The organism is Mycobacterium zoologicum (genome assembly GCF_020181635.2).
GTDB classification, from domain to species: Bacteria; Actinomycetota; Actinomycetes; order Mycobacteriales; family Mycobacteriaceae; genus Mycobacterium; species Mycobacterium zoologicum.
In genome coordinates this window covers 215,933-229,313 of record NZ_JAYJJS010000003.1, presented here as the reverse complement: position 1 = coordinate 229,313, position 13,381 = coordinate 215,933, and the positions used below count along the sequence as shown (strand labels likewise).

Sequence of the window (13,381 nt, the reverse complement as noted above, 5' to 3'; positions counted from 1 at the left end):
GGGTCCCGCGGCGTGGTAGCTGAATCTGACGAGGTACTGGCCCACGTCGAGGGCGGGGTGGGCCAGCTGACCCTCAACCGCCCCAAAGCCATCAACTCGCTGAACGCCCCGATGGTGGCCGCGATGACCGCGACGCTGACGGCTTGGGCCGAGGACCCGGCGGTGCGCGCGGTGGTGCTGGCCGGAGCCGGCGAACGCGGGCTGTGCGCCGGCGGTGACGTGGTCGCGATCTACCACAGCGCCAAAGCCGACGGCGCCGACGCCCGACGCTTCTGGTACGACGAATATCTGCTCAACGCGGCGATCGGCCGGTTCCCCAAGCCGTATGTGGCGTTGATGGACGGCATCGTGATGGGTGGCGGCGTCGGGGTGGGGGCGCACGCCAACACCCGGGTGGTCACCGACACCACGAAGATGGCGATGCCCGAGGTGGGTATCGGCTTCATTCCCGACGTCGGTGGTACCTATCTCCTGTCGCGGGCGCCGGGCCAACTCGGCCTGCACGCGGCACTGACCGGGGCCCCGTTCTCCGGCGCGGACGCCATCGAGCTGGATTTCGCCGACCACTTCGTCGCCCACGACGCGCTGGCCGCATTCACCGACGCGATCATCGCCGACGGGCTGCCCGAGGCGCTGGCCGCCCACGCAACCACGCCGCCGCCGAGCCCGCTTGCCGCGCAACGCGACTGGATCGACGATTGCTACGCCCACGACAGTGTCGCGCAGATCGTGGCCGCGCTCGCCGGACACGCCAACCCGGAGGCCAACGCCGCCGCCGAACTGATCGGCACCCGCTCCCCGATCGCCTGCGCGGTGACCCTGGAATCGGTGCGCCGGGCCGCGAAGCTGGCCACGCTGGAAGAGGTTCTGGTCCAGGAGTTTCGGGTATCGGTGGCCTCGCTGCGCACCCACGATCTGGTGGAGGGCATTCGCGCCCAGCTGGTCGACAAGGACCGCAACCCGCAGTGGTCCCCGGCCACCCTGGCCGAGGTGACTGCCGCCGACATCGAGAGCTACTTCGCCCCAGCCGATCCCGACCTCACCTTCTAAGGAGCAGCCCATGAGTTACGAATCCATCCTGGTCGAGCGCGACGGTCGCGTCGGCACCATCACCCTCAACCGGCCCCAGGCGCTCAACGCCCTCAACAGCCAGGTGATGAACGAAGTCACCACCGCCGCAGCCGAACTCGACGACGACCCCGGCATCGGCGCGATCATCATCACCGGCAACGCCAAGGCGTTCGCCGCCGGCGCCGACATCAAAGAGATGGCCGACCTGAGCTTCGCGCAGGTATTCGCCGCCGACTTCTTCGCCTCCTGGTCGAAGCTGGCCGCCGTTCGCACCCCGACCATCGCCGCGGTCGCCGGGTTCGCCCTGGGTGGCGGCTGCGAGCTGGCGATGATGTGCGACCTGCTGATCGCCGCCGACACCGCGAAGTTCGGCCAGCCCGAGATCAAACTCGGTGTGCTGCCCGGCATGGGCGGCTCCCAGCGGCTGACCCGGGCCATCGGCAAAGCCAAGGCGATGGACCTGATCCTGACCGGCCGCACCATCGACGCCGCCGAAGCCGAACGCTCCGGCCTGGTCTCGCGGGTCGTGCCCGCCGACGAGCTGCTGGCCGAGGCCGGCAACCTCGCCAAAACCATCGCGGGAATGTCGCTGTCGGCGGCACGGATGGCCAAGGAGGCCGTCAACCGAGCCTTCGAATCCACCCTGGCCGAGGGCCTGCTCTACGAGCGACGGCTGTTCCACTCGGCATTCGCCACCGACGACCAGACCGAGGGCATGGCCGCGTTCACCGAGAAGCGCCCCCCAACTTCACCCACCAATAGGTGAGTGTCCTTGTCAGACCATCGGTCTTGACCTCTCCCCCAAATACATCTACGGTCTGACCATTCGTATTAATTGCAATGGAGCGTCGATGCTCGATCCCGACATCCGCGGCCTCCCCGACGTCGTGCGGGGCTGGTCGGACACGCATCCGGACAAGGCCGCCCTGATCGCGCCCGATCGTGTTGTGACCTACGCCCAACTCGACGACCGGTCGAACCGAATCGGGAGCGCACTGGTCAGGGCCGGTATTCGACCTGGCTCCCACATCGGCTATCTAGGCAAGAACTCTGCGGCATTGTTCGAGATCTGGCTGGGTACCAACAAAGCCGGATGCGCCCTGACCCCGTTGAATTGGCGTTGCGCCCCAGCGGAACTCGCCGAGGTGGTCGGAGATGCCCGCCTGCCGCTGATCTTCGCTGGTTCCGACTGCATCGAACTCGCCGGCCACGTCCGCGACGCGACGCAAACCCCCGTCGAGGTCGTACCGGAAGATACGGTGGCGGATTGGGCCGAGAATGCCGGGACGGAGGAACCGGCCATCAGACTGGTCGACGACACCATTGCTTTGCTGGCCTACACCTCGGGGACCACGGCCACTCCCAAGGGGGTACCGATCTCACACGGCGCCCTCATGCGATGGTTCAGTGCCGCATCAGCAGAGCCATCGGTCAGTTGGGATTCCGAGGACATCGGGTTGATGGTGATGCCGAACTTCCATCTGGCCGGCACCTGGGTTTCACTCTCGGCGTTGTATCACGGTGCCTCACTGGCGATCCTGCCGGAATTCGATCCCACAGCCTTCGTCGCCGCCGTCACGGCGCACCGCCCCACGGTGACCTGTCTGGTCCCCACCGCGATACAGCTGCTGCTGAATCACGAGGCGGCACGGTCAGGAGATTTCTCGTCGCTGCGCCGAATCCTGTATGCCGGTTCACCGATCGGACCGCACACTTTGCAGCAAGCACTGAGACTGTTCGGTTGTGATTTCGTGCAGTTCTACGGAACCACCGAAACGTTCATCATCACCCTGCTGCGACCGGATCAGCACTGCCTCGACGATCCCGATTTACTGAAGTCCTGTGGGCAACCGATGCCCGCGGTAGAACTGCGAATCATCGACCCGGCCGGATGCGATGTAGCCCCGGGTAACACGGGCGAAATCCTGGTGCGCTCACCATGGATGTTCAACGGTTACTGGAACAAACCAGACGCCACGACTACCGCAATCCACGACGGGTGGTATCACACCGGCGACGCCGGTGTCCACGATGCGGGCGGCAATGTCTTCCTGGTCGACCGACTGAAGGACATGATCATCAGCGGCGGCGAGAACATCTACTCCGCCGAAGTCGAGCGGGCGCTGGCGGCGCACCCGTCGGTCGAATCAGTGGCCGTCGTCGGCACCCCCGATGACAAGTGGGGCGAACGCATCGTGGCGTTCGTCGTCCTCCGCTCCCATGCGCAGGTCGATCAGTCGGACCTCTCGGTGCACTGCCGAGGCCTCATCGCTGGATACAAGGTCCCCAAGGAGATCCACTTGGTCGGCGCACTGCCGCATACCGCCAGCGGCAAGGTGCAGAAGGCGGTTCTGCGCGAACAACTTCGGGAAGCCCAGAGCTAAAGGAGCGCTATGAGTTATCAGTCAGTCTTCACCAAGGATCTGTTCGCCGGGCGAACAGTGGTCGTCACCGGCGGGGGCAGCGGAATCGGCCGCTGCACCGCACACGAGTTGGCCGCGCTGGGTGCGTCCGTCGCGATCGTCGGCCGCAGTCACGAGAAACTCGCCGCCGTCGCGGCTGAGATCAGCTCCGACGGCGGACGGGTCAGCACCCATAGTGCGGATATCCGCGACGAAGGTGCTGTCGCCGACGTCGTCGACTCGATCCTGGCCGAGCACGGCCGCATCGATGGACTATTCAACAACGCTGGGGGCCAGTATCGCGCAGCCCTGGAGACCATCAGCACCAAGGGCTTCGAGGCGGTGGTGCGCAACAATCTCACCGGCGGGTTCATCGTGATGCGCGAGGTCTACACGAAGTGGATGAAGGACCATGGCGGGGCCATCGTGAACATGATCGCCGACATCTGGAACGGCTGGCCACACTTCGCGCACTCGGCGGCCGCCCGCGGCGGCATGCTGACGCTGAGTGAATCCGCGGCGACTGAGTGGGCCTCAGCGGGCGTGCGGGTGAACACCATCGCGCCCGGCTCCATCGCATCCAGCGGACTGGACACCTACGACAGCAAGGACACCGAGTTCATCCGCAACCAAGTCGCCCGTGAAATCCCGCTGCAACGCTTCGGCACCGAGGCCGAGGTGTCCGCCGCGGTGGTATTCCTGTTGTCCCCTGCCGCCAGCTTCATCACCGGGACCTGCATTCGGGTCGACGGCGGAGCACCAAACGCCAAGCCGGGCTGGTGGGAACTGCAACCGGCGCAACACAACAGCGCATTCAACGGATTCCACCGCGCCACCCTCCCCGCCATCCTCGACGCGACGCCGTCGCGCTAGCCATCAACCGAAAGGCCCGGTCATGACCGCGAAGGTGCTCTACGAGAAGCGCGACGAAGTCGCCCACATCACGCTGAACCGTCCGGATGTCAAAAACGCCATCGACATCGAAGCCCACGAGCTGTTGTGTGAGATCTGGCGCGATTTCCGCGACGACCCGGCGCTGCGCGTTGCCGTGATCACCGGCTCCGGTGACGCCTTCACCGCCGGAGCCGATCTGAAAACCCATGCGCCCGAGTGGCAGACCGTCGGACCGATGGTTGGGCGCGAACGCCTCGAGGACGGTGTCTCCGGGATCACCCGTGGGCCGCTATCGCGCATCAACAAGCCCATTGTCGCCGCGATCAACGGCTGGTGCGTCGGCCACGGTGTCGAACTGGCGATGGCCTGCGACATCCGCATCGCCTCCGACCGCGCCCAGTTCGGCACCTTCGAGGTCCGACGCGGCATGCATCCGGCCGACGGCGGCATCGTGCGACTGGTCAACACCTGCGGGGTCGGGGTCGCGTTGGAGCTGCTGCTCACCGGGGAGCCGATCTCCGCGCAACGGGCGCTGGCCGCGAACATGGTCGCTCGAGTAGTGCCACACGAGACGCTGATGGAGGAGACCGATGCCGTAGTGCAGCGGATCCTGCGCTGCGATCAGGCCGCCATCGAATCCGCCAAGGAGACGGTACTGGAAATCATCGGCCGCCCCCTGCACGACCAACTTCGCGTCGAAGCGATGTGGGGCTACGCGCTGTGCGCCGGCAACACCACCGTGATGGAGCGTTCCCAGCAGTTCTTCGATAAGGCTGATCGCGGCCGCAACGGCGCCACCGCCACTCCGCTGTGACGCCTTCCACTCCAGTAGATTTTGAAGACAATGGGGTGTCCAGCCGCACGGGGATCATCGAGCATCATGGTGACGCCGGCGGCTGAGGCAGCCCAGCGTTTGGCTCGTGAGACGCTGCTACGTTCCGGTCAGATTGCCGCCACGATCACCGAGCAGTTGCTGACGAAACTGCCCCAGTTGGCGCCGCAAAATGAGCCGGAGACCGTCGACGCGCTGCGTGAGAGCACCGATCAGAACATCGGCGTCCTCTTCTCGACTCTGGCGTTCGGCGTGTCCCCTGCCACGGCCGAGCCGCCGCCGGGCGCGCGCAGGCTGATGCGCCGGTTACTGGCATCGGGTGCGGACATCACCGACATGCTGCGCGCATATCGCTACGGCCATGAGTTGACCTGGCGTCACTGGCACTGTTTCGTGACCGAGCAATTGACCGGGTCCACGCTGTTGCCGGACGTGTTGGACTTGTCATCTGACCACATGTTTGCGTTCATCGACCGATGCTGTGATCTGATCACCGCCGAATACCGCAGGGACTTCGGCGGATTGCGCCCTGCCGGCCTGGCTCGATGTCCTGCCGAAGTGATTCGCGAGTTGCTGGAGGACGGGTCGGCCGACGAGAACGCGGCGAGTTCGGTACTGCATCACGATGTCGGCGGATATCACGTAGCGCTCGTGTTGACACCGGTGGAGGCCACCGGAGATCCCCGGCGCGCGGTGGAGAAGATCAGCGAAGTCGCAGGCGGATCGAGACTTGTTCTACCCGTAGGCGACGGTACCTTGTGGGCTTGGCTGACCTGGCCCGAGGAGCCGTCACGAGAGCGAGTCGATGCGGTAGCAGCCACGTCATACGCCGGCGTCTTGGTGGCGATCGGCTCGCTCGGCAGTGGCCGCCTCGGCTTCCGACGCTCCCACGAACAGGCGAGAGAGACCGAGCAGATGCTACGCCTAGCCGACAATCCATCTGCGGGTGTGGTGCGGCACCGAGACGTGGAGTTGGCGTGTGTGCTGTGCACCAACCCGAGACGGGCACTCCGCTTCGCCACTGATCGGCTCGGACCGCTGGCTACGGCTGATGAGATGAGCGAGCGTTTGCGAGAGACGCTCTTCACCTATCTCACCCACGGCTGCAACAAGACCCGCACCGCGTCGCTTCTGCATGTGCACTACAAGACCGTGACCTATCGTCTCGCCCAGGCTGAGGAATTACTCGGCTATGCCATCGATGGCCACGCCATCGAGGTGGGAAGCGCACTGTTGATCATTCGCACGCTCCGAGGCTGCTGATACCGCCCCGTTTGCCGACGCTGCACGCGCGCAGCGAGCAGTCAGCCACAGCGCATCGCTCTTTATCCATAACAGGGAACTGGTTTGGCGGAAGTGGCCAAGCTCTACCTCGTGACGAATGTGGTCGGCGCCGCAGTCGACGCATCTGTCCAGCCGGCGTCGAGAACGTTGCCTGCCAACGCCATTGGCGTCGGCCCCCATCAGAGGAAGTATGTGACGTCAAGCGTTCCGGCACTGCTGAGCAAATTGGCCGGAGACACGGCCGTACCGCAAGCCCGGAACCCAGCCAACGAGAGGCGGACATGAGCGAAATAGGGTCTGATACCCGGTCCCTGGCTTACTACGTGGTTCCCGGCCACGTATCCTCCGCCGCGCCGGTGGCCCGCGAGGTCCGGGACGGAGCGGAGCGCGGATTCGGCGCGGTCCTGGTGTCGGAGCGGTTGAACGTCAAGCACAGCGCCGTGTTGGGTGGCTACGCCGCCGCACTGGCCGGAGAGATGGAGATTGTCACCGCCGTGACATTCCCGCACACCCGCCATCCGATGGATCTGGCGGCCTACGGCGCCACCATGGCCCAGCTGGCCGGTGGTGGGTTCACCATGGGCATGGGCCGGGGCCCGAACCACCAGTGGGACGCCTGGGGCATGCTCCGCCCAAGTACCGCGATGCTGGAAGACGCGGCCGGAGTGCTGCGCACGCTGTGGAGCGGCGGAACCGTAGCCGACCACGACGGGCCACTGGGCCGCTTCCCCGGTCGACTGACACTCGGAGTGGAATTGGCGTGCGCACCCCGCCTGGCGCTCGGCGCGCTCGGGCCAAAGACCCAAGAGATGGCCGGGCGCGCATTCGACGATTTGATCCTGCACTCGCACTGGACCGATGAGGCGGTCGCCGACAGTGTTGCCCGGGTACGAAAGTCTGCCGAACACGCTGGCCGGGATCCGAATGCACTGCGGGTGTGGGCGATGTTGGTCACCGCGTGCGACCAGCCGGAGGAGCAGGTGCTGCTACGAGTGGTGCGACGGATGACGACCTACATGCAGTGGCCCGGTTACGGCGAACTGATCGTGCGCGCCAACGGCTGGGATCCGGCTGTGCTGCGCCGCGTTCGCGAGCACCCGCTGCTGGTGGGGCGGATGGCCGACGTCACGAGTTTCTCCACCGACGAGCTGCGGCGCCTGGCCGCCGTTTACCCCGAATCATGGTTGCTCGATGGGGCCGCAATCGGAGACGCGCAACACTGTGCCGCACGCGCCCGCCAGCTGCTCGACGCCGGCGCCCACCGGGTGATCTTGCACGGCAACGCCCCGGCCGACCTCGACGCGGTGCTTGCCGCGTTCTGTGCCACCACCTGATCGCCGCAACCGACCTATCCGCCGATCAAACCAGGGAAGAGGACGCGCCGATGAATCCACCGTCGAAACCAACGATTGGTGCACTCGCATGACCACAATCGCGCGCAGCCCCGAGGATCTGACCTCCGCCTGGTTCACTGGCATGCTGCGTGGCGCAAAACGGATCACCGACAGCACCGTGGAGACGGTTGAGATCGCTGTGGTCGGAACCGGTCAGCTCGGTTCGCTGTTGCGCGCCACCCTTTCCTACGACCGAGCGGAGCCGGGTGCGCCCGACTCGGTGATCGTCAAGCTTGCGTCCACCGACGATGGCAGCCGTGAAATGGGGATACGCACCGGCGCGTATGAGGCCGAAGTCCGCTTCTACCAGCAGATCGCACCCACCATCCAAATGGGTCTGCCGCACTGCGAATACGCGGCGTTCGACGCACAGCACGGCTGGACAACCGTGGTCATGACTGATCTGTCGGACCGGACCGAGCCCGGCGACGTCCTGCAGGGCAGTTCGGTCGACCAAGCGTCGGCAGCGCTGCAGGAACTTGTCGGCCTGCAGGCACCGCGCTGGAACGACCCCCGACTCGCCACTGAGCCGTGGCTCGATCACAGCCGAACCGTAGCGCTGTTCGACGAGGTGCCAGGTCAGGCTCAGGCTATTCTCGCGCGCTTCGGAGACAAACTCGAACCCGAGCACGTCACGCTGATCGAACGGGTCGCCCCACTTGCCCCGAAGTGGGTGCGCAGCTGGGGAACTCCCCGAGTCGTGCAGCACGGTGACTACCGACTGGACAACATGCTCCTGGCGACGCATCCAGGCGCTCCACGGATCATTGTCGTGGACTGGCAGACCGTGAGGCTGGGACCACCGACCATCGACGCCTCGTACTACTTGGGTGTCAGCCTGTCCGTTGAGCAACGACGGCACCACGAAAAAGACCTGATGGCCGATTACCACCGGAGCCTTATCGCGGCGGGCGTACGGGATTGGTCCTGGGATGACTGCTGGCTCGAGTACCGCACACAGTCCATCTACGGCCTGTACATGGCCCTTGCCTTCGGGGCGCAGGTCAAGCAGACCGAGCGGGGCGATGCGATGTTCGCGATGGCGACCCGCGTATACGCGGACCTGGCGCTCGACCACGACGCCGCCAAATTGCTGGAACAGCAACTGTAAGCCTCGACCTGTTCATCGATGCCGGCCCGGAGCCGGAAAGGGAGATCATGACCGTCACGTTCGATCAGATCAAGAAAAACTACGCCGAGGAGGTCGAGCTTGGCCGAAACCGTACCCTCTCGTCCGGCGACCAGCTGCCGTTGAGTTACGAGGAGATCACACCGACCTGGTTGACCGCCGTACTGACCAGCAGCGGTTCGGGTGCGCAGGTACTGTCCCACCGACTCGGACCACCGGACGCAGGTACCTCCAGTCGCCGGCGTATTTATCTGACGTGGAACAAGACCGGCACCGAGGAGGGACTGCCTGCGAGTGTGTTCTGCAAGGGCACGATGAGCCTGCAGAGCCGGTACATCCTGGGCATGAACGGCGGCGTCGCGGCCGAGCCGGTCTTCTACAACAGCGTACGGCCTACCCTGGACGTCCGGGCTCCGCAGCCACTGTTCGCCCGATACGACCCGGAGACGCTCAACTCGGTCACCGTCATGCACGACTTAGGCGAAGAGGTGACCTTCTGCTCGCATGAGTCTGAGGCGTTCGAGCTGACCCTGCAGCAAGCCCGCAGTCAACTGCGACTGCTGGCGAAACTACATGCGAAGTACCTCGACGGCCCGGAGCTGAAGTCCTCCCTGCACGAGTTCAACGACTGGGAGGACTACTTCACGATCACCGTGGAGGCAGCGGGGTTCGGCCCATCCTGCGCGCGGGGCTTCACCATGGCCCAGGACGTAATCCCGCCGCGCCTGTTCGCCCGCGCCCACGAGATCTGGCCGGCGACACTGCGTAGCGTCGAGGAGCACCGAAAGCTGCCTCGCACCCTGATCCATTCCGACGTACACCTCAAGAACTGGTACATCGACACCGACGGGGAGATGGGTCTAACCGACTGGCAGTGCGCCTGCAAAGGCAATTGGGGCCGCGATCTGGCTTATGCGCTGTCCACCGCGCTGACGCCGGACAACCGCCGCGCCTGGGAACGCGATCTGGTGGCCTACTACACCGAACAACTACACGCCGCTGGCACCCCGCAGGTGGGATTCGACACCGCGTGGCGGCTGTACCGGCACAACCTGTTCTCCGCGCTGGCCTGGTGGACCGGCACACTCGGCCAGCCGCCGGAGGCCCCGCAGATGCAGCTCCCGGCAGTCTCACGGGAGTTCATCCGGAGGATGACCACGGCCATCGACGACTTGGACGCCCTGGACAGTTTCGACTGAACGCCGTTTCCCCGAGCGGCACGACACAAGATCAGATACGGACTGACCATTATAACTATAATGCAGTAAGCTGACGTCGGCGGTCGGCGATTCCAGACAAGACCAACGAGGAGTTGCGATGAAGGTAGCGGTGATCGGTGGCGGTCCCGCCGGGTGTGCGGCGGCGTACACGTTGCGCAAGCACGGCCACGAGGCAGTGCTGTTTGAGGCGCAGGATCACGTGGGTGGACGCACCAGCCAAGTGCTCAAGGACGGGTTCAACCTGGGCTCCGGCGCCCTGTTTCTGATGGGCGGAATCTATCCGCGCACCAACGCCATCCTCAAAGAGATGGGTCACTACGACGAGTTGGTGCGCTGGAACGCCGACACCGAGGTGCTCGATGCCGACGGTCGGCGCTACACCGCGAAGTTCGATCAGGTGTTGAGCTTTCTGGGCATGTCCGCGCTGTCATGGAAAGACAAGCTGCGGATCGCGACCGGCGTCGTCAAACAGTTGCTCACCCCGGGGCCCAAACTGTGTTTCGACGGCGCCGAGTTGGCCCGTCACGACTCCGGGGAGAGCCTGGAGACTTGGTCGCGGCGAGTACTGGGCGACCGGGGCCACAACTACATCACGGTGCCCTACATGGGTTTTCTGTACGCGGTGCCGATGAGCTGGTTGTCCCCGGCGCTGTTCCACGCAGTGCTCAAGCAGTTCTACCGGCTGTCGTTATCGGTGCCGCCGCAGGGCATGGGACAGATCTGCGACTGGCTGATCAAAGGCAGCCCCGGACTGGACCTGCGGCTCAGCGCCCCGGTCGAGCGGATCACCAAGGCCGGCAATGGCTATGTGGTCTCCGCTGCCGACGAGACACACACGGTGGACGCGGTGATCGTGGCGCCCGAACCCGGGGTAGCCGCCGAATTGTTGAGTGAGCTGATCCCAGAGGCTTCGACGAAGAAACTGCGCGAGTGCCTGTACTCCGACTATGCCCACGTCCAAGTCTGCTACAAGCGCAACCCCTGGCCCCAGCATCACGCCAGCGTGGCGCTGCCGGCCAACATGGAACGAGACTGGGGCGCTTGCGTTTTGCTGAGCAAACGACAGCCCACAGCCGTTCCCCCCGGCGGCGAGGCGGTCGGCGTGTACTTCTACACTCCCCCGCTGGAGCATCTGAGCGACGACGCCATCATCAAGTCCGCCATCGACGCGGTGCACGAGGTTTACGGGCCTGCCTCGGAACCAGACTTCGTCGAACTGTTTCACTATCGACGCGGGTTGTCGATTGCCAACCCGGGCCACTACGGACGCCTTGACTCGCTGCATGCCGAGATGCCACCCGGCATCTACCTGGCCGGCGACTATTTCGCCCACGCCGGCGTGGAGGCCGCCATCTTCAGCGGCGAACTCGCCGCCAGTCGGCTCGCCCAAGACCACCGCTAACCTGTTGGCGCCCACCAGGTCGGGGCATGACCTCAGGAAGCCAGACAGTTAAGGACCGTGCCCGTTCTCGACCAATGCGTGCACCGCGGCGGGCAGTCGGAGGGCGGTCTCGTCGGGTCTGGCCAATTCACCAAAGTCGCGCCGTTGCCAGGGTCCGAGCGCAACCACCGATCCGGTCAGCCCAACTCCGTGCGCGCCTGCGTGCCCGCTTCATCACTTTGAGCGCGCCTGTCGAGATACCGTTCACGGGTCACGATATACAGCGGGAAGGCCATCGACACGCCAATGTAGGACAACACCACGAAGATCCAGCCCCATTGGTATCCCAGCCCGATGCGCTTGCTGTCGAACACGACCCACACCATGAACACCAGCCAGGCAATGGCCATATCGATGCTGAGGAAGGCGGCGGTACCGCCGGGCGCCATTGCGTCGCCAAAGAACGTCACCGGGTTGAGGATGTTCCCGCCGGCCGCCATCCACCGAAATGCGTGCGGCCAAGTCAACAACAGCGCCGCAGCACCGGCAAGAAGGAAGAAGCCATGACGGATGTTCGTGGTTGTGGAGTGCGACATTGCGACGGTCCTTACTGCGATGTGGGTACTCGGGCGTCCAATGGAAACCTGACCGGCGCGCCCCAACGATCACGGCATTGGCTTCTTCGGCGCTCTGCATGTCGTCGGTTTTCATCATCTGTTTCGATTCGCCCGGCGTAGGTCTCCGGTGGCCAGAATGCGGCAGACACCACCAGATTTCGCCACTCAATCGGGGGAAAACCGGTCTACCGAACGAGGAATTATCATCGGCCCGGCACGTACCCGAGCCTTGACTCTTTCGGTCTGACCATTTTAATGTCATGGGGTGACACCTAAGGCCCCAGACAAGATCGCCCACCGCTCCGCAGACGGTAGGCCGCTCTTCCGCGTCTACGACCACAAGGACTGACTCATGACCGAACTACCCGCGCCCAAGGAACTCGCCGAATCGTCGGCACTGATCGTCGGCGGCACTGCCGGTATCGGGCTGGCGTCAGCACGCGCCCTCGTCGCGGCCGGCGTCCCGCGGATCGCCATCGTGGGCCGAAACCCTCAGCGCGGACAGTCGGCCGCGAGATCGCTCGCCGAAAGCGGCAGGGACGCGCATTTCATCGTCGGCGACGCCACCGACCCCGACGCCGCGGTCCGCATCGCCCAGGAGGCGGACGAACTGCTGTCGGGGATCGACATCCTGATGTGCACCACCGCCGCCGACGTGCGACCCGAGCTGTTCATCAACATTCCGATCACCGACATCGGCCGCGGCATCACCCAACTGGCGCTGCCGTCGATGCATATGGCCAGCGCCGTACTGCCGGGCATGCGCAGCCGCCGCGGCGGTGTGATCGTGAACGTGGCCTCCGATGCAGCCAAGACCGCCACCCCGGGTGAAGCGGTGATCGGTGCCGCCAAAGCCGCGATCGTGATGTTTACCCGAACCATCGCCATCGAAGAGAAGCGCTACGGAATCCGGGCTAACGCGATGACACCGTCGCTGGTCCATGGCACCGCCTCCACCGAACGGATCACAACCGACGGGTTCAGCGCCAAGCTCTTTGCCCGAGCGGCTCAGGCAGCTTCTCTGGGCGTTCCGACCGCCGACGATATCGCCGAGCTGACGGTGTTCCTGTGCAGCCCGGGGGCGGCGCGCCTGACCGGACAGGCGATCAGCGTCAACGGTGGCATCTCGGCGGCTTAACTCTTGCCCGCGAGCAGTC

11 protein-coding genes and 1 pseudogene are annotated in these 13,381 nt (G+C 65.0%); 11 read left to right on the top strand and 1 reads right to left on the bottom strand.

Annotation, left to right across the window (positions count from 1 at the left end):
* Positions 1 to 12 precede the first annotated feature (12 nt).
* The 10 genes and pseudogenes from K6T84_RS04005 (at position 13) to K6T84_RS03960 (ending at position 11,628) form a co-directional block, all read left to right on the top strand.
* On the top strand, positions 13 to 1,050 hold the full coding sequence (locus K6T84_RS04005; RefSeq protein ID WP_225400652.1) for an enoyl-CoA hydratase/isomerase family protein: 1,038 nt from the start codon (positions 13 to 15) through the stop codon (positions 1,048 to 1,050).
* Between the two features lie 10 nt (positions 1,051 to 1,060).
* Positions 1,061 to 1,833: pseudogene (locus K6T84_RS04000) on the top strand (enoyl-CoA hydratase).
* A gap of 89 nt (positions 1,834 to 1,922) precedes the next feature.
* Positions 1,923 to 3,455: a class I adenylate-forming enzyme family protein gene (locus K6T84_RS03995; RefSeq protein WP_225400654.1), complete on the top strand. Its 1,533-nt coding sequence runs from the start codon at positions 1,923 to 1,925 to the stop codon at positions 3,453 to 3,455.
* Positions 3,456 to 3,464: 9 nt separating this feature from the next.
* On the top strand, positions 3,465 to 4,346 hold the full coding sequence (locus tag K6T84_RS03990; RefSeq protein ID WP_225400655.1) for an SDR family oxidoreductase: 882 nt from the start codon (positions 3,465 to 3,467) through the stop codon (positions 4,344 to 4,346).
* A gap of 22 nt (positions 4,347 to 4,368) precedes the next feature.
* On the top strand, positions 4,369 to 5,181 hold the full coding sequence (locus K6T84_RS03985; RefSeq protein ID WP_225400656.1) for an enoyl-CoA hydratase/isomerase family protein: 813 nt from the start codon (positions 4,369 to 4,371) through the stop codon (positions 5,179 to 5,181).
* A gap of 66 nt (positions 5,182 to 5,247) precedes the next feature.
* Positions 5,248 to 6,462, top strand: a complete 1,215-nt coding sequence (locus K6T84_RS03980; protein WP_225400657.1) for a PucR family transcriptional regulator — start codon at positions 5,248 to 5,250, stop codon at positions 6,460 to 6,462.
* 302 nt (positions 6,463 to 6,764) lie between these two features.
* Positions 6,765 to 7,817 (top strand): TIGR03857 family LLM class F420-dependent oxidoreductase, encoded by a 1,053-nt coding sequence (locus tag K6T84_RS03975; RefSeq protein ID WP_225400658.1) that lies wholly within the window; start codon positions 6,765 to 6,767, stop codon positions 7,815 to 7,817.
* A gap of 88 nt (positions 7,818 to 7,905) precedes the next feature.
* Complete coding sequence (locus tag K6T84_RS03970) at positions 7,906 to 8,988, top strand: phosphotransferase (protein ID WP_225400659.1); 1,083 nt, start codon at positions 7,906 to 7,908, stop codon at positions 8,986 to 8,988.
* A 47-nt stretch (positions 8,989 to 9,035) separates the two neighbouring features.
* Positions 9,036 to 10,205: a phosphotransferase gene (locus K6T84_RS03965; protein WP_225400660.1), complete on the top strand. Its 1,170-nt coding sequence runs from the start codon at positions 9,036 to 9,038 to the stop codon at positions 10,203 to 10,205.
* A gap of 118 nt (positions 10,206 to 10,323) precedes the next feature.
* A complete protein-coding gene (locus K6T84_RS03960; protein ID WP_304621278.1) occupies positions 10,324 to 11,628 on the top strand; it encodes a protoporphyrinogen/coproporphyrinogen oxidase in 1,305 nt (434 codons plus the stop codon).
* 176 nt (positions 11,629 to 11,804) lie between these two features.
* Here the strand turns inward: K6T84_RS03960 and K6T84_RS03955 are convergent, their stop codons facing one another.
* Entirely contained in the window at positions 11,805 to 12,203 is a 399-nt protein-coding gene (locus K6T84_RS03955; protein WP_225400661.1) for a DUF2834 domain-containing protein, read from the bottom strand.
* A gap of 373 nt (positions 12,204 to 12,576) precedes the next feature.
* Here K6T84_RS03955 and K6T84_RS03950 point away from each other — a divergent pair, with 373 nt between their 5' ends.
* Positions 12,577 to 13,362 carry an SDR family NAD(P)-dependent oxidoreductase gene (locus K6T84_RS03950; protein ID WP_225400662.1) on the top strand — a complete coding sequence of 262 codons (786 nt, stop codon included), beginning with the start codon at positions 12,577 to 12,579 and terminating at the stop codon, positions 13,360 to 13,362.
* Positions 13,363 to 13,381 lie beyond the last annotated feature (19 nt).

Excerpts from the sequence above, each read along its gene's own strand:
- K6T84_RS03955 (WP_225400661.1), bottom strand. The coding sequence starts at position 12,203 with ATGTCGCACTCCACAACCACGAACATCCGTCATGGCTTCTTCCTTCTT.
- K6T84_RS03975 (WP_225400658.1), top strand. The coding sequence starts at position 6,765 with ATGAGCGAAATAGGGTCTGATACCCGGTCCCTGGCTTACTACGTGGTT.
- K6T84_RS03980 (WP_225400657.1), top strand. The coding sequence starts at position 5,248 with ATGGTGACGCCGGCGGCTGAGGCAGCCCAGCGTTTGGCTCGTGAGACG.
- K6T84_RS03995 (WP_225400654.1), top strand. The coding sequence starts at position 1,923 with ATGCTCGATCCCGACATCCGCGGCCTCCCCGACGTCGTGCGGGGCTGG.
- K6T84_RS03950 (WP_225400662.1), top strand. The coding sequence starts at position 12,577 with ATGACCGAACTACCCGCGCCCAAGGAACTCGCCGAATCGTCGGCACTG.
- K6T84_RS03960 (WP_304621278.1), top strand. The coding sequence starts at position 10,324 with ATGAAGGTAGCGGTGATCGGTGGCGGTCCCGCCGGGTGTGCGGCGGCG.
- K6T84_RS03970 (WP_225400659.1), top strand. The coding sequence starts at position 7,906 with ATGACCACAATCGCGCGCAGCCCCGAGGATCTGACCTCCGCCTGGTTC.
- K6T84_RS03965 (WP_225400660.1), top strand. The coding sequence starts at position 9,036 with ATGACCGTCACGTTCGATCAGATCAAGAAAAACTACGCCGAGGAGGTC.
- K6T84_RS03990 (WP_225400655.1), top strand. The coding sequence starts at position 3,465 with ATGAGTTATCAGTCAGTCTTCACCAAGGATCTGTTCGCCGGGCGAACA.
- K6T84_RS03985 (WP_225400656.1), top strand. The coding sequence starts at position 4,369 with ATGACCGCGAAGGTGCTCTACGAGAAGCGCGACGAAGTCGCCCACATC.